General features: G+C 40.6%; 26 protein-coding genes. 6 read left to right on the top strand and 20 right to left on the bottom strand.

Annotation, left to right across the window (positions count from 1 at the left end; genetic code table 11):
- Positions 1–215: 215 nt before the first annotated feature.
- From ACQKIC_RS06025 to ACQKIC_RS06095, 15 genes are all read right to left on the bottom strand, one after another.
- Positions 216–629 (bottom strand): Asp23/Gls24 family envelope stress response protein, encoded by a 414-nt coding sequence (locus ACQKIC_RS06025; protein ID WP_427590483.1) that lies wholly within the window; start codon positions 627–629, stop codon positions 216–218.
- A 29-nt stretch (positions 630–658) separates the two neighbouring features.
- Positions 659–2,011 (bottom strand): acetyl-CoA carboxylase biotin carboxylase subunit, encoded by a 1,353-nt coding sequence (gene accC / locus ACQKIC_RS06030; protein ID WP_402869415.1) that lies wholly within the window; start codon positions 2,009–2,011, stop codon positions 659–661.
- Positions 2,012–2,025: 14 nt separating this feature from the next.
- Complete coding sequence (accB, locus tag ACQKIC_RS06035; RefSeq protein ID WP_402869417.1) at positions 2,026–2,520, bottom strand: acetyl-CoA carboxylase biotin carboxyl carrier protein; 495 nt, start codon at positions 2,518–2,520, stop codon at positions 2,026–2,028.
- A gap of 592 nt (positions 2,521–3,112) precedes the next feature.
- Positions 3,113–3,697: a SpoIIIAH-like family protein gene (locus ACQKIC_RS06040; protein ID WP_427590484.1), complete on the bottom strand. Its 585-nt coding sequence runs from the start codon at positions 3,695–3,697 to the stop codon at positions 3,113–3,115.
- Positions 3,698–3,711: 14 nt separating this feature from the next.
- Entirely contained in the window at positions 3,712–4,383 is a 672-nt protein-coding gene (gene spoIIIAG, locus ACQKIC_RS06045; protein ID WP_427590485.1) for a stage III sporulation protein AG, read from the bottom strand.
- 3 nt (positions 4,384–4,386) lie between these two features.
- Positions 4,387–5,001, bottom strand: a complete 615-nt coding sequence (gene spoIIIAF, locus ACQKIC_RS06050) for a stage III sporulation protein AF (RefSeq protein WP_402869423.1) — start codon at positions 4,999–5,001, stop codon at positions 4,387–4,389.
- A 16-nt stretch (positions 5,002–5,017) separates the two neighbouring features.
- On the bottom strand, positions 5,018–6,265 hold the full coding sequence (gene spoIIIAE, locus ACQKIC_RS06055; RefSeq protein ID WP_402869427.1) for a stage III sporulation protein AE: 1,248 nt from the start codon (positions 6,263–6,265) through the stop codon (positions 5,018–5,020).
- 34 nt (positions 6,266–6,299) lie between these two features.
- The gene (gene spoIIIAD, locus ACQKIC_RS06060) at positions 6,300–6,680 is read right to left on the bottom strand and encodes a stage III sporulation protein AD (protein WP_402869884.1); all 381 of its coding nucleotides are present in this window, start codon (positions 6,678–6,680) and stop codon (positions 6,300–6,302) included.
- A gap of 23 nt (positions 6,681–6,703) precedes the next feature.
- On the bottom strand, positions 6,704–6,907 hold the full coding sequence (spoIIIAC, locus tag ACQKIC_RS06065) for a stage III sporulation protein AC (RefSeq protein ID WP_034308319.1): 204 nt from the start codon (positions 6,905–6,907) through the stop codon (positions 6,704–6,706).
- Between the two features lie 22 nt (positions 6,908–6,929).
- Positions 6,930–7,445 (bottom strand): stage III sporulation protein SpoIIIAB, encoded by a 516-nt coding sequence (gene spoIIIAB / locus ACQKIC_RS06070; protein ID WP_402869429.1) that lies wholly within the window; start codon positions 7,443–7,445, stop codon positions 6,930–6,932.
- The gene (gene spoIIIAA, locus ACQKIC_RS06075) at positions 7,438–8,370 is read right to left on the bottom strand and encodes a stage III sporulation protein AA (protein ID WP_427590486.1); all 933 of its coding nucleotides are present in this window, start codon (positions 8,368–8,370) and stop codon (positions 7,438–7,440) included. The genes spoIIIAB and spoIIIAA overlap by 8 nt, the downstream gene beginning before the upstream one ends.
- A 168-nt stretch (positions 8,371–8,538) precedes the next feature.
- Positions 8,539–9,096: an elongation factor P gene (gene efp / locus ACQKIC_RS06080; RefSeq protein ID WP_402869434.1), complete on the bottom strand. Its 558-nt coding sequence runs from the start codon at positions 9,094–9,096 to the stop codon at positions 8,539–8,541.
- Between the two features lie 26 nt (positions 9,097–9,122).
- The gene (locus ACQKIC_RS06085; protein WP_402986203.1) at positions 9,123–10,184 is read right to left on the bottom strand and encodes a M24 family metallopeptidase; all 1,062 of its coding nucleotides are present in this window, start codon (positions 10,182–10,184) and stop codon (positions 9,123–9,125) included.
- Positions 10,181–10,630, bottom strand: a complete 450-nt coding sequence (gene aroQ / locus ACQKIC_RS06090) for a type II 3-dehydroquinate dehydratase (protein ID WP_427590487.1) — start codon at positions 10,628–10,630, stop codon at positions 10,181–10,183. Before aroQ ends, ACQKIC_RS06085 begins: the two co-directional genes overlap by 4 nt.
- A 93-nt stretch (positions 10,631–10,723) precedes the next feature.
- Positions 10,724–11,236 carry a YqhR family membrane protein gene (locus ACQKIC_RS06095; RefSeq protein ID WP_402869440.1) on the bottom strand — a complete coding sequence of 171 codons (513 nt, stop codon included), beginning with the start codon at positions 11,234–11,236 and terminating at the stop codon, positions 10,724–10,726.
- Between the two features lie 345 nt (positions 11,237–11,581).
- Between ACQKIC_RS06095 and ACQKIC_RS06100 the strand changes: the two genes are divergently transcribed.
- The gene (locus ACQKIC_RS06100) at positions 11,582–12,535 is read left to right on the top strand and encodes a DUF1385 domain-containing protein (RefSeq protein ID WP_402986208.1); all 954 of its coding nucleotides are present in this window, start codon (positions 11,582–11,584) and stop codon (positions 12,533–12,535) included.
- A 130-nt stretch (positions 12,536–12,665) separates the two neighbouring features.
- Positions 12,666–13,040 carry an SA1362 family protein gene (locus ACQKIC_RS06105; RefSeq protein WP_402869444.1) on the top strand — a complete coding sequence of 125 codons (375 nt, stop codon included), beginning with the start codon at positions 12,666–12,668 and terminating at the stop codon, positions 13,038–13,040.
- Between the two features lie 19 nt (positions 13,041–13,059).
- On the opposite strand, the gene ACQKIC_RS06110 is transcribed toward ACQKIC_RS06105, so the two are convergent.
- Together ACQKIC_RS06110 and splB are read right to left on the bottom strand one after the other, a co-directional pair.
- Positions 13,060–13,941: a patatin-like phospholipase family protein gene (locus ACQKIC_RS06110; RefSeq protein WP_402986211.1), complete on the bottom strand. Its 882-nt coding sequence runs from the start codon at positions 13,939–13,941 to the stop codon at positions 13,060–13,062.
- Between the two features lie 79 nt (positions 13,942–14,020).
- The gene (gene splB, locus ACQKIC_RS06115) at positions 14,021–15,046 is read right to left on the bottom strand and encodes a spore photoproduct lyase (protein ID WP_402869448.1); all 1,026 of its coding nucleotides are present in this window, start codon (positions 15,044–15,046) and stop codon (positions 14,021–14,023) included.
- A 135-nt stretch (positions 15,047–15,181) separates the two neighbouring features.
- On the opposite strand from splB, the gene ACQKIC_RS06120 reads away from it, so the two are divergent.
- Positions 15,182–15,364 carry a hypothetical protein gene (locus ACQKIC_RS06120; RefSeq protein WP_402869450.1) on the top strand — a complete coding sequence of 61 codons (183 nt, stop codon included), beginning with the start codon at positions 15,182–15,184 and terminating at the stop codon, positions 15,362–15,364.
- Between the two features lie 29 nt (positions 15,365–15,393).
- Here the strand turns inward: ACQKIC_RS06120 and ACQKIC_RS06125 are convergent, their stop codons facing one another.
- Positions 15,394–16,638: an MFS transporter gene (locus ACQKIC_RS06125; RefSeq protein ID WP_427590489.1), complete on the bottom strand. Its 1,245-nt coding sequence runs from the start codon at positions 16,636–16,638 to the stop codon at positions 15,394–15,396.
- Between the two features lie 331 nt (positions 16,639–16,969).
- On the opposite strand from ACQKIC_RS06125, the gene ACQKIC_RS06130 reads away from it, so the two are divergent.
- Both ACQKIC_RS06130 and ACQKIC_RS06135 read left to right on the top strand, forming a co-directional pair.
- Positions 16,970–17,812, top strand: coding sequence for a sialate O-acetylesterase (locus tag ACQKIC_RS06130; protein WP_402956559.1), 843 nt, complete (start codon positions 16,970–16,972; stop codon positions 17,810–17,812).
- A complete protein-coding gene (locus ACQKIC_RS06135; protein ID WP_402987331.1) occupies positions 17,809–18,348 on the top strand; it encodes a PadR family transcriptional regulator in 540 nt (179 codons plus the stop codon). The genes ACQKIC_RS06130 and ACQKIC_RS06135 overlap by 4 nt, the downstream gene beginning before the upstream one ends.
- Positions 18,349–18,550: 202 nt before the next feature.
- On the opposite strand, the gene ACQKIC_RS06140 is transcribed toward ACQKIC_RS06135, so the two are convergent.
- Positions 18,551–21,121, bottom strand: coding sequence for a vitamin B12-dependent ribonucleotide reductase (locus ACQKIC_RS06140; RefSeq protein WP_402869454.1), 2,571 nt, complete (start codon positions 21,119–21,121; stop codon positions 18,551–18,553).
- Positions 21,122–21,508: 387 nt separating this feature from the next.
- Entirely contained in the window at positions 21,509–22,345 is an 837-nt protein-coding gene (locus ACQKIC_RS06145; protein WP_427590491.1) for a lipoate--protein ligase family protein, read from the bottom strand.
- A gap of 196 nt (positions 22,346–22,541) precedes the next feature.
- On the opposite strand from ACQKIC_RS06145, the gene ACQKIC_RS06150 reads away from it, so the two are divergent.
- Positions 22,542–22,925: a rhodanese-like domain-containing protein gene (locus tag ACQKIC_RS06150; protein WP_402986223.1), complete on the top strand. Its 384-nt coding sequence runs from the start codon at positions 22,542–22,544 to the stop codon at positions 22,923–22,925.
- Positions 22,926–22,937 lie beyond the last annotated feature (12 nt).

Consider the following 22,937-nt stretch of genomic DNA (forward strand, 5'->3'; position numbering starts at 1 on the left):
TGCCAAAAGTCCCTGCTTAGCTTTCATGATCATATTTCATCTTTTACACTCTAACAGAAAACCCACGTAAATTAAAGGGAAACTTCCATACACCGCCTTATTATGTTCGTATAACAGAATATTATGAGAGCGGGATGGATTCATTGAATAAAGACTCAAAACAAAAACCCGACATATAGTCGGGTTTTTGCAGGTTTTAGTTAGAATGATGCCGATTACACTTCTTGCTCGTAATCCGTTTCATTTTTTGCATTTTCGAAAGCTATTCCAACAACATGAATGTTTACTTCTCCCGCGTCGATAGCAGTCATATTTAGTAACGCTTCACGAATATTGTCTTGAACTTCCTGTGCAATTTTCGGAATAGACACACCAAATCTCATCACACAATATAGATCGACTTTGATCGTTTCACCTGTTAAGTCTACTTTAACACCTTTGCCGTGGTTCTTCTTGCCAAGCTTTTCTACTACGCCTGTCGCAAAATTCCCCCGCATATGTGCTACACCTTCCACTTCCGATGCAGCAATACCCGCGATAACTTCTATAACCTCAGGTGCAATCTCAACTTTACCAAGTCCACTATTGTATTCATCCATTTCGAGTAACTTGCCTTCCAATTCACTCATTCTAAAAGCACCTCCTGTCTTCCTTTACATTATGAGTTCATTACATCATAAATTTCAAGGAATTTGGTATTAAATTCTCCAGAAACAAATTGTTCATGCTGAAGTAACTTAATATGGAAAGGAATTGTAGTCTTAATTCCCTCAATGACAAACTCGCCTAAAGCTCGTTTCATTTTCTCGATTGCTTCTTCTCTTGTCGGTGCATGGACAATTAATTTAGCAATCATGGAATCGTAATATGGCGGTATTGTATATCCTGGGTATGCTGCAGAATCCACACGGACGCCATATCCACCTGGTGGTAAATACATCTGGATTTTCCCTGCGGAAGGCATGAAATTCTTTTCAGGATTTTCCGCATTGATCCTGCATTCGATTGACCAACCGTTAAAGGTCACTTCTTCCTGTGAAAGAGAAAGCTTATCGCCAGAAGCGACTTTGATTTGTTCTTTAATCAAGTCTACACCTGTGACCATTTCCGTAACAGGATGTTCCACTTGGATACGTGTATTCATTTCCATGAAATAGTACTTCCTATTCACATAATCATAAATGAATTCCACCGTACCTGCACCGGAATAATTAACGGCAAGAGCAGCTGTAACGGCAGCTTGTCCCATTTCCGCACGTGTCTCCCCATCAAGGGCCGGAGATGGTGTTTCTTCAACAAGCTTTTGTAAACGTCGTTGAACCGAGCAGTCACGCTCTCCTAAATGAATGGCATTCCCGTGGTTATCAGCCATTACCTGAATTTCAACATGACGGAAGTCCTCGATATACTTTTCAATATATACGCCCGGGTTGCCGAAGGCCGTTGCTGCCTCTTGTTGCGTGATATTAATGCCTTTGACGAGCTCTTCTTCCGTTCTCGCAACACGGATCCCTTTACCGCCACCACCAGCTGTAGCTTTAATGATAACTGGGTAGCCCATTTCCTTGGCAAGTGCCACACCTTCATCCGTGTCCTTAATGATTCCTTTTGAACCTGGTACGATAGGAACTCCAGCTTTACGCATGGTCTCCCTTGCCACGTCCTTAGTTCCCATTTTATTGATGGCCTCAGGACTTGGTCCTATGAATATAATATTACATTCACGACATAGCTCCGCAAAGTTAGCATTTTCTGCAAGGAAACCATATCCAGGATGGATGGCATCCGCACCTGTTTTCTTGGCTGTGCTGATAATGTTCGTTGTATTTAAATAACTATCTTTTGATAGTTTAGGACCAATACAGTAAGCTTCGTCAGCAATTTGTACATGTAGTGCCTCTTTGTCGGCTTCTGAATAAACCGCTACAGTTTCAATACCAAGCTCCTTGCAAGCCCTAATAATCCGGACTGCAATTTCACCGCGATTTGCAATCAATACCTTCTTAATCATTTAGAAACAGCTCCTCATTCAGGCTTTACTAAAAATAATGGTTGACCATATTCTACAAGTTGGCCTTCTTTTACAAGTACTTCTACAATTTCCCCGTTTACTTCCGCTTCAATTTCATTGAAAAGTTTCATAGCTTCCACGATGCAGACAATTTTGTCCGCCGTTACTTTGGAGCCTACTTTCACGTATGCATCAGCATCAGGAGAAGGAGATTGATAGAACGTTCCCACCATTGGGGATGTGATTTTATGTAAGTTTTCTTGCTCATTTATAGGAGTTGCTGGTGTTGCTGCTTCTGGCGCTTTAGCTACTGGCTGGGCTGCTGGTGTAGGTGTGACTTCCACAGCCGCTTTAGCTTGTACGACTTCTTGAGCAGGTGCTGGATAAGCTACTGTACCCGCTTCCGTTTTCTTCAGCAAAATTTTGGTTCCTTCATTTTCATAAACAAATTCACCGATGTTAGATTGATCGACTAACTTAATAATTTCACGAATTTCTTGGACCTTCATTTTAGGCACCCCTTGTCTGATTTAATGGAAATTTGAGACAATTCAATATGTATATGTAATTTGCCCATCGTCTTTGGCCTCTGCCGTCTCTAGCACCGGAGCCGTTTCTTTTAAAACACCGAAAGACATTTCACATATTCCTTCTGTAATATAACAGAAGTAAATCCCTCAAAAAATATGTCTAGCAGGAAGTTTTGAATTTTTTAATACCTGCTTCTAATATCATACAATATTAGCTTGTATATATTCAATGATAGATTAGTTGGGACTTGCTATTTACAGTTCTATATTACACTTTTATCTTAAGATTGTGAATTTTTTAAATCTATTTTTAAAATATAATTCGGAATTTTTCCCTATTAAAACGGTAAAAACCATGTAAAACCGCCTTTTTTATTACTTTAAAGGGATTACATTGGATAATGCCGAGGGGAGGTATTTTTATTTTTTTGTCTCCTTTTTTTGGGACCACCAAATCGCGGCCATCCATTTTTTTCCGAAAAAAAAGGCCTTTTCTACTAAAGAAAAGAACCAGCATGCATATTTCCTTTTTCGAAAAACTGTTGTGTATCAGTTTCCACTCACTTTAAAATTATTTTTCCGGTTGGAAATTCACGACTACATTTTGTGCATTCTCCACTTCTTTACGTACAAGGCGTATGATGTTATTAGCTTCCGTCTTCGTTTGTTTATCAGCTTTTACACTCACTTTTACATCCGTTCCATCAACCCGGACAAGCGCAGCATTATAATCCATCGCTACAATTAAGTTTTCAATGATATTTTCCTTCACTTTCGTTTCACTTAATTGTTCGATTTTAGCATAAGCTTCATCTCTTTCTTCAGCGGATAGATCGGTATCCCCCATTTTAACCGTTAACTCTTCATTCAATTTTGCACGTTCGTCCTCAATTTGCATTCTTAATGCCTCAAATTCGTCACCGGAAGCAATGGTTACAGAAGAACCATTATCCCCTGTGGAAGTCTCCATTTCCTTTTTGCTTTCTTCTTTACTGTCTCCTTTGCTTTCCGTTTGACTTTCTGTCTGATTTTTTTGTTCTTCCGTTGCCGGCAAATCTGCTGCATTTTCTTCAGGAGCCGTTAAATAGTAGACCGAGAGCACCACTACTAGACTTAACATCGTCAATAACCAAACCGTTTGTTTTTTCAATAACATGTTCGTTTTCCCCCTTATTTTTTAGGCATGACAGAAACCCGGTGACTTGACACATCAAGCGAGCGTGTTACAGCTTCGACAATCCATTTCTTAATTTGTATATTATCTGCCCCTTTAGCGACAACGAGGACCCCTCGTACGCTTGGCTTTTGGGTTTCGGAAATGATTGGTCCCTCTTTTTCCCCGTTTTTAATCAGGACAAGCTGTTCATCTACCGAGGTGTCTTCGACCGTTCTTTTTCCGCCTTCCTGGTCGGTTTCTTGAGTCACTTGTTTTTGAGTGGTTTTATTTCTTTCATAGACTTTTTTCTCGGATGCATCCACATAGATTACGACTTTTACATCCTCCACACCTACAATGGATCCCAGGGCTTCCTTCATTTCGTTCGCCAGGTATACTTCATAATCTTTTGTCGACTTGAAGTCGGTCTGGTTTTTCTGACCGAATGTTTCCACATCCTCTTCTTCCTGCTTATTATTACTGAATACCGCTTTATCGCCCGTTATCTTCCCGGCTTGGTTCGTGGTGGTCAATAGATTCCCGGCCATCATGATTCCCACACCCAAAAGGACAACAATTAAGGCATAGATATACATCGAAGGTTTTTTATCTTGCGGATCTTTTTGGTCCGGATCTTTGTTCAATAGTTTGTTTAGCCAGGATAATGGACCCTTATCTTTATTCATATCTCAGTCACTCCTCTCCCCGGCGATTTCAATGATTTCTTCATCGACAGACCAACTTGCTGCCAGAAACTTCTTGACGGCTTCGAGGTTCAACATAGTAGGTGTGGTCTTTTCCCGGGTGCTGATGTCCACCTTAGCCACCGTCTCTATCGCGGAGGATGAGTCTCTTTTTTCCGCCTCCTCCAATGAAATATTGATATGCTGTAGTTCTTCTAAGCTCGGACTTTCTTCATTCGTGACTCCGACTTCAATCGAACTGATCTTCACTTGGTACTCCTCCACCAACTCCTCTTCCACTTCTGTCTGTAGGTCAACAGCCATTTGTTCTAAAATATATGCACCTTGGGTAGCTTGTATTTCTTTTTTCTTCATTTCTGTTAAATTTCCTAAATCTTTTTTATTTGGGTTTTCAAATTCACTTGTCACAGTGGAAAGAATTTTATCAAAATCCGTATGAAATAGTCCCAAAATTGGAGTAAGAATTATCGCGATCAATAATAGTCCGATGACCATTTTTGCATATTTTTGCAGTGCTGAACTGGGAAGCAGCATATCAATCACGGTTGCCAGCAATACAAATACGATAATATTTGTTATCCAACCAGCTAAAAAGCTCACTCACACTTCATCCTTCCTAGCGGACCATCAGCGTTATATTCCCGGCTGCGATAATTACGGTGATGCATAAAAAGAACATGAGAGATACGATGGCCAGCGCTGCAAAAATATAAATCATACTCTTACTGATAATGTCGAGACAATTGATGACGGGTCCTCCTCCAAGTGGTTGCAAAAGACTGGCAGCCAACTTATAGACAAAAGCGATCATTAAGATCTTTATGGCGGGGAAAGCAATGATGAGCAGAAGGATGACGACACCTGCCAAGCCCACCGTATTTTTAAGAAGGACTGATGCACTAATGACTGTATCAGTCGCATCAGTGAACATACGCCCTATCACCGGAATGAAATTACCGGTAATGAATTTTGCCGTCCTGATCGTCACTCCATCGGCAACGGCGGATGAGGCACCCTGGACGGAAATCACCCCGAGAAATATCGTCATGAAGGCACCCAGGATCCCGATAGCAAAATTACGAAGCAATTGCGCGAGTTGGGTCACTTTGTAATGTTCAGACAATGTGCTGACAATACTTAAAATGGCAGCGAAAAATAAGAGAGGCAGGACGACATATTGGATCAATATCCCACTGGTATTCATCAGGAACATTAAGATTGGATGAAAGAATGCAGCGGATACAAGACCACCTGAAGCCGCTATTAAAGCTAACAACAAAGGTAGGAGCGCCATTAGAAAGGAAATCATTAGATCAATCGTATCTTTTGTATATTCAATGGCCACATGGAAACTATTCAGTGCCAATATGATCAATACCATATAAACGATCGCATAGGCCACCTTACTCACTGAGCTCTGTTCAAAAGCATTCTGTAGTGCTTGCAGAAACATGCTGAACACGGTCAAAAGAATGAGCGATCCCAGTAATTTACCGTTTACAAGGAGTTCATGAAAGACGAATTTCATTATGCCTTTAAACCATTGTTCGAATGAAAATTTCTTCTCACCGCTCACAAAATCCATAAAACTACCCTTTTGGCTTTCCGGTAAGAAACCGCCATATTCCGTTACGATGTCATCCCAATATTGCTTGAGCTCGTCAACGCCTAATCTTTCAATTTGGGCTTGTACCAGTTCTGATTGCATGATTGGTTCCTGGTTATCCCTCCATGTCTGTTCTTCCTCAGATTGCTTAATGGGCTCATTCTTGATTTCACCATTTTCGGCAGCATGTCCAACAGATGTATGCAGGAAAAAGAATAAAACGAATAGGAAGAATAAGAAAGGCATCTGCCGCTTCATACATTCACCTCAATTGACTAGTTGGAATAGTCCATTAACTAGGGAGCATCTGTATTACCGTTTCAATAATGACCGTCAAAATGGGAATGGCCATGGCCAAGATCAAAATCTTCCCGCTCAGTTCTATTTTGGAAGCTAATGACCCTTGACCTGCATCTTTTGTGATTTGAGAAGCAAATTCAGCGATATAAGCAATTCCGATAATTTTCAAGATTGTCTCTAAATAAACTGTATTGACATTCGCATTCACAGCTATCTTTTCAAGCATCAAAATGATTTCGTATATTTTATCCGCCAGAAAGAGAAAGATTGTACAACCTACAAAAACGACTAACAAAAAAGCAAAATTTGGCTTCTGCTCCTTGACTATCAAGGCTAAAAAGGTGGCTACTAGGGCAATTCCGACGATTTTTATGATTTCAATCGCGATTACCCCCTTTACTGGAATAGGAATACGGACTTAATTTTTTGAAATAGATCCTCTACCACGGAAGCTACCATAAACAAAATATAGATAAAGCCAAAAAGTGTCACCCACTGAGCATATTCCTTTTTCCCTACCTGATCGAGAATCGTGTGAAGAAACGCCACGACAAGCCCCACACCCGCTATCTTGAATATGATGTCCACATCAATGCCCATGTTTATCCCTCCCGGATATGCCCTACATCAGCAAAATGATTAATAATAATCCTGATAAAAAGCCTAGGCTCTTCATCATCTTTTCATACTTTCTCTGTCGTTCCAGTGCATCGTTCTCTTCCCGTTCCAAGTGTGCCATCGTTAGCATGATTTGTTTTTGCTGATGATATTTATCACTTCTCCCGAGGGTTTCACCGAACTGAGATAGGATTTCAAACTCCCCTTGCTTTAAAGCAAGGGACTGCCATATCTTTTTCAAGCTAGCGTCCCAAGCCTCTTTTACAGTGGTTTCGCCTGATTCAAGTCGATTGGCAAACGTATGGAAAAAGTGGGAAAGTGGTTTTGGCATTTGCTTGGAGAGCTTCTGGGCTGCTTCTTTCAAAGGGGTCTGCCCATACATGATTTCAGCTTCAAGCGATTGCATGGCGACTTTCAGTTGACGTAACTGGCGGGGGCGCATACTCAATTTCTTGGCGGCTTCAAAGCCCGCCCATGTTGTGGCTAAAATAATGATGGCCGCTCCAATCATCTTAAACATGAGGACTCACGGCTCCACCTAAGAATAATTGGCCACCCGCCGCATCGAACACCCTATAACTCCGGTCTCCTGTCTTACTTCTTTGTAATTCAATAAAGCGTTCAAAAATATTCTGTCTTAAGATTTCCGATACAAAAGGACGTTTTTTCACTTCCTCCAGTGTATGGCCATGCGTAGTGATGATCAGTTTAATTCCTGCGTTTACGGCTTCGAGTACCGCTTGTGTATCCTCTGCCCGTCCAATTTCATCCACAACCAATACATCCGGGGACATAGAACGAATCATCATCATCATCCCTTCCGCTTTGGGGCAGCCATCAAGGACATCCACCCTTGGGCCGAATTCAAGTTGAGGAACTCCATGAACACAACCAGCTATTTCCGATCGTTCATCCACAATCCCCACTTTTTGAGGAGGGATGCCCTTCCGATCGATTCCACTCGAGATCATTCTGGCAATATCACGCAAAATGGTCGTTTTCCCTGACTGGGGGGCACCGATTAAAAGGGTATGCTGCCATTCCCCATTATATAAATAAGCCGTGAGTGGTTCAGCTGCCCCTATCTTTTCACGTGCTACCCGAATATTAAAGGACGAGATATCCCTTATCGCCTTGACCATCCCATTTTCCAGTATGACCTTGCCCGCTAGTCCTACACGATGTCCCCCGGCTATGGTGATATAACCGCGCTTTAATTCTTCTTCTAGCGTATATAGCGAAAATTGGCCTATAGAATTCAGTAATTGCTCTGCATCACTCGGGGTCACTTCATAAGGGAAAAAGAAAGGATTTCCCCCTACTATCACTTCTAACGGCCTGCCGACTCGAATCCTCAGCTCTTCTATTTTTTTTATCATCATCGGGGTCATCCCTTGGAGATGTGCGCATAGTTTTTTCGGTAGAAAAGAAAGTACCATTTCCATTTAGGCAATCCTCCTGTATACACCACTTTCAATAAAATGTATGCCGGGAATCATATAATGATGACAAGCTAATCAAAGAAGCATCGCCTGAATTCATCTTTGTGACTAAAAAAACATAAAAAAAAGCCCGGGATGATTAATCCCGGACTTCTTATGACTTAGGTTAACTTAGGCACGTGATACGTATGAACCTTCGTTTGTGTTAATCAATAATTTGTCGCCTTGGTTGATGAAGAATGGCACTTGAACGGAAAGGCCCGTTTCAAGTACAGCAGTTTTTGTTCCACCTGAAGATGTATCGCCTTTAATGCCTGGCTCTGTTTCAGCAACTTCAAGTTCAACTGTATTAGGAAGCTCGACGCCCAGTGTTTCCGCTTGGAAAGTCAAGATATGTACTTCCATGTTTTCCTTTAAGAATTTCAATTCGCGTTCGATACTTGATGCTGGAAGTTCGATTTGGTCGTATGTTTCGTTATCCATGAATACATGGCTGTCTCCACTTGCATAAAGATACTGCATTTTGCGGTTCTCGATATGTGCTTTCGCCACTTTTTCACCGGCGCGGAAAGTTTTTTCTTGGATGGAACCTGTACGAAGATTACGTAATTTAGAACGTACAAATGCCGCTCCCTTACCTGGTTTAACGTGTTGGAATTCAATAACCTGCCAAATTCCATTATCTACTTCAATGGTTACACCTGTGCGAAAATCGTTTACTGAAATCATAAATTTGTCCTCCTACATGTACATGTTTACAGAATGATTAACTCTTTTGATGAATGAGTAAGTGCTTCGTTACCACTTAATGTAACGATTGTATCATCTTCAATGCGTACTCCGCCAATTCCCGGTAGGTAAATCCCTGGTTCAACGGTAACTGCCATGCCTGGTTCTAAAATGATATCAGACCTTACGGATAATGCGGGACCTTCATGGACTTCAAGACCAATTCCATGTCCCGTCGAGTGTCCAAAGTATTGTCCAAACCCTTTTTCTTCAATTAAATTGCGAGTTAGTGCATCCGCTTCCCTACCCGTCATCCCAGGTTTAATCCCAGCCATGCCGCGTAATTGAGCTTCTAAAACAATGTCATAAATATTAATAAGTTCTTCACTTGGCTTACCGACTGCTAATGTGCGGGTGATATCCGATACATATCCATTATAGTACGCACCATAATCCAATGTGATGAAGTCACCTTTTTCGATAGTCTTATCCGTTGCAACACCATGTGGAAGAGCAGATCGAACACCTGATGCGACAATGATATCGAAAGAAGATGAAGTTGCGCCTTGTTTCCTCATGAAGAATTCAAGTTCATTGGACACATCCAGCTCAGTGACGCCTGGACGAATAAAATCAAGAATATGTGTAAAGGCAGCATCAGCGATAGCAGCCGCTTCCTTTAATATCTTAATCTCTGAAGAAGTCTTTATCAAGCGTAAATTCTCAATTACTCCCGACAACGGCAAAAGTTGAGCTTTGATAGCCTTTTCATAAGCCTTATATGTGGCAAATGTCATATGGTCTTGTTCAAAGCCCAATTTGGTAATTTTCATCTCTTCAACTTGTTTCCCGACTTCTTCAAGGAGTGTTCCTTTATGTTGAACGATTTCAAAACCCTTAGCCTGGGTCCCGGCCTGTTCTACATATCGGAAGTCCGTGATGAACTTAGCCTCTTTCTGTGAAACCAGCACGACACCGGTACTTCCCGTGAAGTTAGTCATAAACCGGCGGTTATATGTACTTGTAATTAATAACCCATCAACGTTCACTTTTTCCATTGATTCGCGCAACCGTTCCAGTTTATTCATTTAATTCTCCCCCTTGCAATTTTCGTAATGGCCTGTAATGCCAATTCATATCCATGTATTCCCAATCCGACAATCTGTCCAGCTGATACCGGGGCAGTAACCGATTCGTGACGGAAACTCTCACGGGCATGTATATTCGAAATATGCACCTCAATAACCGGAACATCAATACCGGCAATCGCATCACGAATCGCATAGCTGTAATGCGTGAATGCTCCTGGATTAATGATGACCCCATCGAATCCATGATCTTCTGACCAATGTAGTTTATCGATGATCGCACCTTCATGATTAGATTGAAAACAGCTCAAGTCCACACCTAACCCTTCTGCTTGCTCATTCAATTGGGCTTCCACATCTTCTAGGGTAGAGGAGCCATAATGAACCGGTTCCCGTTTACCTAATCGATTAAGGTTCGGACCATTAATTAATAAAATTTTTATCATCTTTCCAACACCTGCTCATGGTTAAATAATGCTTTCCATGAATATTCTATCATAATTACAAATTGTCTTACTACTTTTTTACAAACGGCCCGATCAGCTTCCCGATTGATTTTCAGCGATTTCTTTTTGACGCAGATATTCCTGATGGTCATAGGATATAGAATATCCTACAAAAAGACCGTATAATATAAAAATGCAAACACTGGTTATGATGGAATTGGATGACATCTTCGAAACAGCGGGCAAATCTGAAAACATTGGCTTGAAAACAAAAACCAGTAATGCCCAACAAATCACACCATAAATCAGACCAGCAAAAATGCTTTTAATTTTTTTTAAAAGCCCATAATATATGAAAGCAACACCAATGGAGAGGATTCCGAACACTAGCAAAGTCATCATCGTTCCCTGCCAACGGTCAATCCAGGACATATCCGACCAGGAAGTTAAGATGAATTTCGGACTAAACTCCATAAACTTAAAATAATGTGCCGCCACTCCGGCTAAACTAGCAAAGATTCCCCCAAAAATACCAATGGCAAATACATTGGCAAGCAACAAACTTTTATTCTCTTGCTGATGATTACCTGTTTCATTTGTAGACACCTTAAACACCTCCGATATATAGTATGTCCTTTCTTAAATAGGAATATTTTCTTTTTTGGGCCTTCGAGGGTAGATTTACTAGAGGTTTTTGTTATTATTCTGTATGATTAACTCATAAATAATGTACTTTTCTCAAAGGATAATATCCATTCAATGTTGAAGTTTATATGTATAAGAATGTTTCTTCCTGAGATGGTTCATTTATGTTCGTGTTTAGGAATAAGTTCCCCGCTCATCATCAATAGATTGATGAAAGGTCGATTTAAAAACCTGAACATATTTTAGGCTATACATGTTAGCATCCATGAGAGAGCTACGTGAAAAACTATTTAGGTTGGTGTAGAAATGTCTGAGGTTCAAAAACCCGTTTATGGAGGGCAGGCTGTCGTGGAAGGCGTCATGTTTGGCGGCAAGCATCACACAGTCACCGCTGTCCGTCGCAAGGATTCAACGATCGTGTATTACCATTTACCACGAGAATCAAAGCCTGTGATGAATCGGCTAAAAAAAATCCCATTTGTACGGGGAATCGTTGCCCTTATACAATCAAGTGCAAATGGCTCTAAACATCTTAATTTTTCCACAGAACAGTATGAAGAGGAAGCTGAAGGAACCAAAGTAGAAAAGAAAAAAGAAGTCAAGGAGTCTTCAAGGTTTAGTGTATGGTTAAGTGTGGCTGTTATCGGTGTTCTATCATTCCTATTCGGGAAATTGCTGTTCACCCTCGTTCCCGTTTTCCTTGCAGAATTGACAAGACCCATATTCTCTAGTCACCTGGCACAGATCCTAGTGGAAAGCTTATTTAAATTGATACTACTGCTCGTATATATTTACGTAGTATCCATGACCCCATTAATCAAGCGCGTGTTCCAATATCATGGGGCAGAGCATAAAGTGATTAATTGCTTTGAAAGTGGCAAAGAATTGAATGTGGCCAATGTCCAGGCAAGTTCAAGGCTTCATTACCGTTGCGGCAGTAGCTTTATTCTATTTACTGTCATTGTCGGCATGTTTGTGTACCTTCTCGTCCCGACCGATCCTCTTTGGCTCCGTGTCGTGGATCGCGTTTTACTTATCCCTGTCGTCCTAGGCATAGCTTTTGAGGTATTGCAGTTGACGAATAAAGTGAGAGATATTCCTGTTCTTCGTTACCTTGGATATCCTGGTCTTTGGCTTCAATTGTTAACCACAAAATCCCCTTCAGACGATCAGGTCGAGGTTGCACTCGCTTCCTTCAATGAGCTCTTAAAGATGGAAAAAAGTACGGAGGAAGGTTTAGACTCGGATGTTATTGTGTAAAACACTTATAACTGACTTTCGGAATAATATGATAAGTATTACTCCCTCTTTACTTTTTGGGAATATTTTGAATGGATAATGTTTAAAATAAGCTAAAAATGCTTATGATGCTCTTAAGGAGGTGTCTTTGTTGAAACGTTTCATATCTATTTTGATATACGGAATCATCGCCCTCGGAGTCTTCGGACTGATAAGCAGAATGGTTACTGACCCAATCGGACTCCTAAAGAATATTCTGATTATTGCCGCGGTCGCTGGGATTATTTATATGATCTACACCGGATTAACAAAGAGTAAGCCAGTGAAAAAAGAGCAACAGGCATTTCGTAAGGCTGCACGTCAGTCGAAAAAGCGGCTAAAGAGCAAAACTTCGAAAAAGGATAATGTGGCTAGCTTTTCGGCAGCGAAAACGTCCAAGAAAGGTTTAGCACGTAAGAAAACGGAGAGTCACTTGACGGTCATTGAAGGAAAAAAAAATAAAAAGAAAAATCGGGCCTCATTTTAGGAGCCCGATTTTTTTCTTTTTAATAGGTCCATCGTTTTAAAAACTCCCTTGTGTAAATTCGTCCACGTTCTATTAATTCCCCCTTCATCTCATCATTCATATTGAAATCCATCGCGGAAATACCCTTCATCGGAATAAACACGATGTTGTTAACATGTTTTTTGGATATATAACGTGAATCGTGAGCATCCTTCATCGTTTTGAACAGGGCCGAGAATAACTCCACTGCGTTTCCTACCTCATGTGGCTTCCATATTTCATCCGCACTCAATCGCAAACCGATGACGGGTCGTTCCTTTCGTATATGTTCAGAATTGAATAACCACATGGGGAAGTTGCTCAATACTCCTCCATCAACGAATAGGGCCGTACTTTTCCCTACATTCAGCTTGACTGGTTCAAAAAAATAGGGAATGCTGCAGCTCATCCTTACCGCTTTAGCCACTGAAAAAGTATGAGGGTCAATCCCATAGTTCTTCAAATCATCAGGTAGGACGACCAACTTCCCATTTGTGATATCCGAAGCGATTATGCGAAGAGATTGAGGGGGAAGATCTTTGAAGGTAACCACATTTCTGATAGCCAGTTTTTGAGCTACCCATTTTTCTAATGCCTCCCCCTTGTATAATCCCAATTTCCAATAAACTAAAAGCCATTTTGCAAAAGGAATCGGTATAAGACCGTGTCTCCTATCCAATAAACCAGATAGGTTTATATCAATAAAGAGTTTCTCCATTTCTTCCCCTGTATACCCAGCTGCTATGAAGGCAGCTATAATAGAACCCGCACTTGTTCCTGCAGTTCTATGAAATGTAAATCCACGTTCCTCCAACTCTTGGAATCCACCCAATAATCCATAGCCTTTTATCCCGCCTCCGGAAAATACGCCGTCAATGATCATAGCTGCCCTCCCCACCCGGTCTATTCATTTTTAAGCAGGAGCAGGGCTTATTATGACTGTTTTGGCGAAACTTTTCTCTTTAAGTAAAGTACTGAACTACAGCTTTCGGAAAAAATTCCTCTATATACTCTCTTATTGTCGTTTCCAATTCTTTTGCTTCTTCATTTTGATAAACGTATTTACCGATTCCATAACGGCCCCATTTATATTTCCGTTTGGTTTCATCCAGTTCCAACTTTGTTTTGGGATAATTTTTTTGAATCACTCTTTTAGCAGGCCCCGTAAAGCGATGTTGTATTAATTCAAACGTTAAATCCGGTATGTCGACTCCTTTTAAGCCCTCGCTCAATCGTTGGAAGAGTTCATAATACCCTCCCTGCCAATCTTCATGCCTATAAATGGGAGCGACGATGAATCCTAATGGGTAGCCCGCACCCGCCACTTTTCGTGCTGCCTCTATCCTCTCGTCAAAGCTTGAGGTACCAGGTTCAAAATTCTTGATCACATACCTTGAATTGATGCTGAACCTGAATCTTGTCTTACCATTATGCTTTGCATCCAAGAGATGATCGACATGATGAAATTTAGTTACAAACCGAAGCACACCATATTCACTTTTGCCAAAGTATTCGATAGCCCGTTTTAATGAATGTGTCAAATGGTCAATGCCGACGATGTCAGATGTACAAGCGGCCTCGAAACGGGTAATTTCTGGTTTTCTTTCGTTCATGTAGTTTTCTGCAGCCTCAAAAATCTCATCCAGATTAACATAGGTCCTTATATATGGTTTGGTACCAAGCGTTGTCTGTAAATAGCAATAATGACAGTGCCCCATACAGCCTGTGGCCAAAGGAATGGCATACTCGGCCGAAGGTTTAGAGGTATCGAATTTCAATGTCTTTCTGATACCTACAACCAGTGTGGATTTAGCTACACGATACTTTTGAAAATCATTATCTCCGGGTAAGTCCCGAATTTGATTATGAGAGGTCGTTTCACGGATTTCGATACCCATGTCCTCAAACTTCTTTTTCAGTTCTCTTCCTAAGGGGTATTCAAGGGCCCGTGGTTCGATATAAACAAGCTGTGGGATAAAGGGTTTCATATCCATCTCCATTCATTGACCGATCCGGTCATAGTTTTAGTTAAACTAGACAACCTATATATAAGGATAGCTTTTGCCACTTCTAAAATCCTCATGATGGTTTTTATTCTGTAAATAATGGAAAGGAGATGCAATATGTCAAAGAAGCAAAATGCATTCCGAAAAGTAACCGAAAATAAAGAAATGACTGTCACAGTTAATGAAAATCCAACTTCACAGCGTATCCCTGGAGACTCTGTCGACAAGTACTCCATTTTAAGAAGTGCAAATCTTGAGCTGGCCGAAAAAGAAATCGGCCAACAAATGGAAAACAACTGACAGATACAACAAAGAGAAAGCCGATTCCTTTAGGATTCGGCTTTCTTGTCGTCCGGTTTCAATGTTTTTTTATTAATGATTTTAAAGACGAGGAATAGCAAGATGAGACCAATCACGGCGGAAATAATATAACTCATGTTTAAATGATTTTTCATTAACACAGACATGAGCGGTGGTCCTGCCGCGACACCGATAAACCTGGCCGCGCTATAAAAAGACGAGATGGTTCCTCGTTGTTCCTTTTCGATATTCTCAGTGATGAGCGCATCCAATGTTGGAAGTAGCGCCCCAATGGCAATCCCCAATATACTCACTAGAATGAGCATGATCACGAGTTTGTCCTTTGTATATCCTACAAATGCCACGCTTGCCGACATCAGTATTAAACTGACCAAAATGATCTTTCTCATCAAAGGAATGCTTCCTTTAATTTTCCTCCCCGCTATATAAGAGGAGATACACAGGAATAATAAAGGAATGGCCAATACAAAGCCTTTTTTCACTCCTTTTAGATGATGCAATTTCTCCAGATTATGTGATAAGAAAAATAACACGGCAAAAAGGATGAGCATGACGAAAACACCCAATATGAAGACTACGGACAGCCATTTTCCTTCTTTCTTAAAGGTGGCCTTCGTATTTTTTAAGAATTCCTTGAACTTAAGAGGCTCATCTTCATTTTTTGGAACCTTGATGCAAAAGAATACGAAAATGATGGAAATCAGGCTAAAAAAGGAAATGGAAAAGAACGGAAGGAACCAAAGGACAGCTGCAAACAAAGATCCTAAGATCGGACTTAAAACTTTGCCGAACGTATTTGATGTTTCGATGATGCCAAGCGTCGAGCTGGTCTTTTCATCATCATCCTTATAAAGGTCCCCCACTAACGGAAGAATAATCGGTGACGCCCCAGATGCTCCAATCCCTTGAAGGATCCGCCCAATGATTATCCAGGTATATGGACTGTCCATTTTCCAGGATGCGAACCCTGCAATCAATCCTCCAATTAAAGCTAATATCAGACTCGGTAGTATGACTTTTTTTCTTCCTATGCGATCAGATAAGTAACCCGCCACGGGGATAAGAAAGATGGACGCGACCGAATAACTGGTGATTATCATACTCGATTGAAATGAAGTGATATTCACTTTCTCTTCAAAAACCGGTAGTACGGGTATAAGCATTGAATTCCCCAGGGTCATAACGAGAGGAATCGAAGCCATGCTTACAATACACCACACGCTAACCTTACTATTACCTTTCTGGTTTTCCATTCAAGCACCTCATTAATGTTGATAATGAATAGTCTAACCATAAAACTGAAAATACTTCATAAAGACTTTTTCCAAAAAAAGGGTTAGGACGTGCTAATAGGGAATAACACAAAAAGTCGTCGAGGAAAGCTCCTTAGCTTACCTCAACGACTTTTTGTAGCTTTTTAATAAGTTTAAGTATGACATATAAAGTAATCAGCATGATGGGATTCTATATTTTTCGTTAGTAAAAGTTCCTTGTAGACAAACAAATTGACGATAGTCTAATTAGACTATATAATGATGAAAGTCTAATTAGACTATATTAGTTATCCAAAGGCGTGAAAATTAAATGACAAAATCTTTTTTAATGTTAGGTCAGTCAAATATGGCAGGACGTGGATTCTTGCATGAAGTAGATCCTATCTATAATGAAAAAATAAAAATGCTACGCAATGGTCAATGGCAAATGATGGCCGAACCGATTAATTACGATCGTCCTGTTGCTGGTGTAAGTCTCGCAGCATCTTTTGCAGAGGAATGGTCGAAAGTCAATCCTGATGATGAAATTGGCTTAATTCCTTGTGCGGAAGGCGGCAGTTCTTTAAATGATTGGCATCCAGAAGGTACCCTTTTTAAACATGCTTTATCTGAAGCTCGATTTGCGCTTGAGTCTAGTGAAATCTGCGGTATTCTTTGGCACCAAGGCGAAAGTGATAGCAACCATGCTCTTCATGAAACATATTATGAGAAATTGGTCCTGATTATTGATACTTTAAGAAAAGAATTAGAACTTGAAGATGTCCCTTTAATCATTGGTGGACTTGGTGACTTTTTAGGGAAAATAGGTTTTGGAAAATACGCAACAGAGTCTCAACAAGTTAATGAACAGTTACTCCGATTTGCTCATACTCAGCAAAACTGTTACTTTGTAACGGCAGAAGGCTTAACAGCCAATCCGGACGGTATTCATTTGGACGCTGTTTCGCAACGAAAATTTGGTTATCGCTACTACGAGGCATTTTCGAAAAAGTGCGATGTCCTAACACCTCTTTCGAATGAAGAACAATCATTAAAAACCAATACTGACTATTCAAAAACAGAACAAATTTATATTCATAGTATGAATATGGCTTTAAGCAAAATCACATACGCTGAATTTGAAGCAAAAATGATGAAGGTGATGCAATCATAATCCCCTTGCTTATACTTGGCCTGCTGATCCAAAATCCTGGAGCGCATGGCTACGAACTACTAACTTTAATGGAAAAACGACATTATAAGTATATCGTTAACTTTACGAAGGGTTCATTTTATTACAACTTACAACAACTTGATGAAAAAGGCTTGATTGAACAAGTTCATCAAACAATTTCAAGCAATGGGCGCGAAACCCACCGTTTTATTATCACAAATTCAGGAATGGAAGAATTCGAAAAATTAATGGTGAAGTTTGGAACTAAATCCGAATATGTCAACTTACAATGCTATGTGGCGTTACTCTTTGCAGATGATTTCGATAAATATAAATTATTAAAATTAATTCAAGCACAAATTGACCAGACTGAAGCTCGAATTGCTCTCCTCGATGATTATCTAGCCATCACAAAAGAATTTCCTGGTAAAATCGATTATTTTCGCCGCATGAACGAAAATTCTCGTTCTCATCATCAAGTGAACTTAAAATGGTTTAAAGAATTGAAAGAAGAAATAGAAGAGCCCAATGCATAAATATAATATCCCCTATCAATATTACTTAGTAAAATTGATAGGGGATATTTATTTAAGGAATCCATAAAAAGGTTTTCAATAATAGAACATTCCTCTACTTGAAATCACACTGAAATCCTCTAGACATTAAAAAACAGCCCTTTAGACTATCTTAATCCAAAGGGCTGTTTTTTTATGAACGATACATCTTTTCATTACTGGTTTAAAGCCCGCACTTCAATTGGGCACCACAATTCGTACAAGTATTGCATCCGCCCATTTCCTGGACTTCACCCTTACGGCAAACTGGACACGTGTTACCCACTTCCGAACCTATCGTTACATTAGTCGAACGCAGTTCATTGATGGTATCAACCAGAACGACTTTTTTCTTTTCTTCCACATCTGTTAAGCCATCCATTTCAAGCTGCTGTTCCATTTGGTTTTCTTCAGCTTTTAATGTAAGAACCTGGCTGTCACGGCTTCCATCTACATAAACCGTTCCACCTTTTGCGCCGCCTTTATATAAGCGCTCGTACACTTTTTGGACCTGCTCGACGGTATACCCTTTTGGGGCGTTAACCGTTTTACTGATTGAGCTATCAATCCAACGTTGAATGATGCATTGAACATCCGCATGGGCTTCAGGAGCCAATTCCATCGCCGAAATAAACCATTCAGGAAGGTTATCAGGATCGGCTTCAGGATGACGATCCAAGTATTCCTGAACGATGTCCGCTTTGACTTCAATGAATTTCCCTAAACGTCCGCTACGGAAATATGTGAACGAGAAGTATGGCTCAAGACCTGTCGAAACGCCGACCATCGTACCTGTGCTGCCCGTAGGAGCCACGGTCAATAAATGGGAGTTCCGGATACCGTGCTCGGCAATGCTTGTACGAATATCCTCAGGCATCTTCTTCATGAATCCAGTATTCGTGAAGCGCGTTCTAAGCTCATTCGTTTCTTCATCCGACGTTCCCTTCAGGAACGGGAAGCTGCCTTTTTCTTTTGCAAGTTCAACCGAAGCCCTGTAAGCAGACGTAGCAATCGTTTCAAACACTTTGTCCACCAGGATTTTCCCTTCTTCTGATCCATACTCGGTTTCACAATAAATTAGCAAATCATGCAGTCCCATGACACCTAATCCAACCCGTCTCTCGCCGAGTGCTTGTTTTTTGTTTTCCTCTAGGAAATAAGGGGTTGCATCAATGACGTTATCTTGCATCCGCACGCCCACTTCAACTGTTTTCTTAAGTTTTTCGAAGTTAACGGTCTTATTATCTTTATCCGCCATCTCAGCTAAATTGACCGCTGCCAGGTTACACACTGAAAATGGAGCCAATGGCTGTTCACCACATGGATTCGTAGCAACGACTTGCTGTCCATAAGCTTTTGCATTCGTCATCTCGTTGGCATTATCAATAAAGAATATTCCCGGTTCTGCTGAGTACGTCGCACAAATGTTAATCAGGTTCCAAAGCTCCTTAGCACGGATCTTACGGTAAACCCGGACTTTATGGCCCATTTTTTCCCACTCGCGTACGTCTCCTACATTGTGCCACTCATCATTATAAATCGCCATTTCTTCCGCGTCGTAGCTTTCGACATCAGGGAAGCGCAACTCATACTCCGTATCTTTTTCGACGGCTTCCATGAACTCTTTGGTTAAGCAGATTGAGATATTGGCACCAGTCAAAAAGTCCGGATTGTGGACGCTATACGTTCCGCCTACGCGAACTTTTTCTTCAGCATCCCTAATGATTTTTTCACTGAATCCACCTAGACCCGGAATCTCTTTATAATTAATGATTCCTTGGTACATCGCCGTTTCTTGTTCGGTATGCGGTGTGAACTTCAATTTATCCGATGCATATTTCTTTATGGTTTCATCTTTTGTGTTCTCCATTAGGTAACGAAGAATCCTCGGATTTTGCATTTTTGAAATAATGAATTCCGCAATGTCTGGGTGCCAATCAGTAAGCATGATCATTTGGGCACCGCGTCTACTTCCACCCTGTTCAACCAAATGAGTCAATTTCGCTATATCATCAAGCCATGAAACAGAACCTGAAGACTTGCCATTGACCCCTTTCGCAAGGGTGTTTCTTGGACGGAGAGTAGAGCCATTCGTACCGACTCCACCACCACGGCTCATGATCTCCATGACTTGCTTTCTATGCTCGGAAATCCCTTCGCGTGAATCTGGTACAAACGGCATGACATAACAATTAAAGTACGTTACATCCGTGTTAGAACCAGCGCCATATAATACCCGGCCGGCCGGCACGAAATTAAGGTCCTTTAATTCTTCATAAAATTTATTGAACCATTCCGTTCTTTTTTCTTCAGTCGTTTCCACTGAAGCCAAACCAGTTGCATTACGCTTGGCAATTTGCTCGTAATATATTTCAAGCGGCTTTTCGATGATATCAAGCGGCCGATTAATGATTCCTGTTTCCACTTCTTCCGGATTATCCAGCACTCCGCGGAACTCTTCATCCACTAAAACCTTTGCCTTTTTCGATTCCCAATCTATTTCAACGATATGGCCAAGACCACGTGCAGGAAATTTCGGATCTTCTTTAATTGTCAATACTACAAAATCGCCAGCAGAGAGTGTGATTTTTTCAGTATCCTTAAAAGAATAACGGTCAAGCATAACTAGACGGGACACGCCCTTATGCATCATTTTCATATCAGCCGTTACAGGATGAACTTGGGGAAATAAAGATATATCTTTATTCAACCTTTCTAGATCAACCTTTAAAGCTTCTTTAATTACAACCGACATAATTCCCTCTCCTTTACATGTTTCAGATCCGTTCTTGTTGCAAAAATCAATATGTAACCTACATGTCCGTTTCGCTTAACAAGTTACACTAAATTTATCATAGCGAAACACAAAATTCAACATGTAGTGTTTAAGTATTTATTTTAACCACTATATATTGTGTTGTGGTTGATTGTCTTTTAATTTTGTCAAACGGTGAATCAATTAATTGAGTTAGTAAAAGGGAGGAAAATGTCGATTTATAATAAAAATTAGACAGATTTCAATGAATTTGAACATTGCATTTTGCCCGCCTCTTTCAAAGCACTGACGTTACAAGGAATACATGCTTGTTCACACAAATCTGAAAAAACTTATTTATTCCCGACTCTCGCTTCCCCTCTTTTTCTACCTCAAAAAATTCCAGTCATCACTTTCATATTTATTTTTGGCGATGTCCTTCACTTCCTGTAATTGCTTTTCACTCAGCACATATGGTTTCAAATCAATCGACAGACCCTCAGAAAAACCGTTTTCAAAGGCTACCTTCGCCTCGGAAATAGTTATTTTTCTACCAGCAATGTCATTGATGGCCACTGCTTTGTTTCTCAGATTGTTTTTCATCTTCTCTTTTACTTTATCATCGGAGAACTTGAATACACTAAATAGCTTCTCCTCATCAAGTTCAAGCAGGATGGCTCCATGCTGAAGGATAACACCTTTTTGTCTCGTTTGTGCGCTGCCCGCAACTTTCCTTCCCTCAACCACCAGTTCATACCAGCTTGGCGCATCAAAGCAAACTGAGGACTTTGGAGATTTCAGCATCTCTTTATCCTGTTCAGTTTCAGGCACAGAGAAATAGGCATCCAGTCCGAGGTTTCTGAACCCCTTCAATATTCCTTCAGAAATCACCCGATATGCTTCGGTCACTGTATTCGGCATTCCCGGATAAGACTCTGGGACAATGACGCTATAGGTGAGTTCATGTTCATGCAAAACAGCCCGACCGCCTGTAGGCCTACGGACAAAACCTAAGCCTTGCCTTTCAACTTCTGCCAAATCGATTTCGGTCTCAGCCCTTTGAAAATACCCGATGGATAATGTAGCCGGGTTCCACCCGTAAAACCGGATCATGGGAGGGATTTCCCCATTACTCTGCCAATTCAAAAGTGCTTCGTCCATTGCCATATTATAAGCAGGTGAACAATTGCCTGAATCAATGAATCCCCATTTTTCTTTCGTCACGATTACCCCTCTTTTCACGTAGGCTTATTAAACCCTCTAAAAAAACTCACAAGTAGTAGTTTACCAGAGTTTAGCAACGTAAAAAAGAAAGTAAGCTATTCCACCAAATATTTATAAAATTTTTTTGATTATTGGAGAAACCAATTATATAATAGACATTGTCTGTATTCGTTTAGGTAGAAGGGAGTTTTTATGGTTGGATATCTTATATACACTGATTATCATCATAGTAGCCATCGTTGCATATTCACTATTTAATTGGTTCCGTCAACGTAAAATCGTTAAAACCTTAACACAGGAAGAATTTATCTCTAATTACAGAAAAGTTCAATTAATTGACGTACGGGAACCTAATGATTTTGATAATGGACATATCTTAGGGGCAAGAAATATCCCTATGACACAAATGAAGACCCGCTTAGTGGAGATTAGGCAGGACAAGCCTGTATACTTGTATGCTCAAAGTGAAATCATTAGCGGAAGAGCGGCAGCCATGCTATATAAAAAAGGCTACAGAGAACTTTTTCACTTAAAAGGCGGTTTCAAAATGTGGACAGGGAAGATCAAGGCGAAGAAATAAGGCCAATTGCCT

It is taken from the genome of Peribacillus sp. NPDC046944 (assembly GCF_050272735.1).
GTDB lineage: Bacteria > Bacillota > Bacilli > Bacillales > DSM-1321 > Peribacillus.

Coding starts and splice junctions, on each gene's coding strand:
- ACQKIC_RS06100 (WP_402986208.1), top strand. CDS start 11,582: ATGTCTGAGGTTCAAAAACCCGTTTATGGAGGGCAGGCTGTCGTGGAA.
- accB (WP_402869417.1), bottom strand. CDS start 2,520: ATGAAGGTCCAAGAAATTCGTGAAATTATTAAGTTAGTCGATCAATCT.
- spoIIIAC (WP_034308319.1), bottom strand. CDS start 6,907: ATGGGCATTGATGTGGACATCATATTCAAGATAGCGGGTGTGGGGCTT.
- ACQKIC_RS06025 (WP_427590483.1), bottom strand. CDS start 629: ATGAGTGAATTGGAAGGCAAGTTACTCGAAATGGATGAATACAATAGT.
- accC (WP_402869415.1), bottom strand. CDS start 2,011: ATGATTAAGAAGGTATTGATTGCAAATCGCGGTGAAATTGCAGTCCGG.
- ACQKIC_RS06110 (WP_402986211.1), bottom strand. CDS start 13,941: ATGATCATTGACGGCGTATTTTCCGGAGGCGGGATAAAAGGCTATGGA.
- spoIIIAG (WP_427590485.1), bottom strand. CDS start 4,383: ATGAATAAAGATAAGGGTCCATTATCCTGGCTAAACAAACTATTGAAC.
- ACQKIC_RS06140 (WP_402869454.1), bottom strand. CDS start 21,121: ATGTCGGTTGTAATTAAAGAAGCTTTAAAGGTTGATCTAGAAAGGTTG.
- ACQKIC_RS06085 (WP_402986203.1), bottom strand. CDS start 10,184: ATGAATAAACTGGAACGGTTGCGCGAATCAATGGAAAAAGTGAACGTT.
- spoIIIAA (WP_427590486.1), bottom strand. CDS start 8,370: ATGGAAATGGTACTTTCTTTTCTACCGAAAAAACTATGCGCACATCTC.
- ACQKIC_RS06125 (WP_427590489.1), bottom strand. CDS start 16,638: ATGGAAAACCAGAAAGGTAATAGTAAGGTTAGCGTGTGGTGTATTGTA.
- efp (WP_402869434.1), bottom strand. CDS start 9,096: ATGATTTCAGTAAACGATTTTCGCACAGGTGTAACCATTGAAGTAGAT.
- aroQ (WP_427590487.1), bottom strand. CDS start 10,630: ATGATAAAAATTTTATTAATTAATGGTCCGAACCTTAATCGATTAGGT.
- splB (WP_402869448.1), bottom strand. CDS start 15,046: ATGAAACCCTTTATCCCACAGCTTGTTTATATCGAACCACGGGCCCTT.
- ACQKIC_RS06120 (WP_402869450.1), top strand. CDS start 15,182: ATGTCAAAGAAGCAAAATGCATTCCGAAAAGTAACCGAAAATAAAGAA.
- spoIIIAE (WP_402869427.1), bottom strand. CDS start 6,265: ATGAAGCGGCAGATGCCTTTCTTATTCTTCCTATTCGTTTTATTCTTT.
- spoIIIAB (WP_402869429.1), bottom strand. CDS start 7,445: ATGTTTAAGATGATTGGAGCGGCCATCATTATTTTAGCCACAACATGG.
- ACQKIC_RS06040 (WP_427590484.1), bottom strand. CDS start 3,697: ATGTTATTGAAAAAACAAACGGTTTGGTTATTGACGATGTTAAGTCTA.
- ACQKIC_RS06130 (WP_402956559.1), top strand. CDS start 16,970: ATGACAAAATCTTTTTTAATGTTAGGTCAGTCAAATATGGCAGGACGT.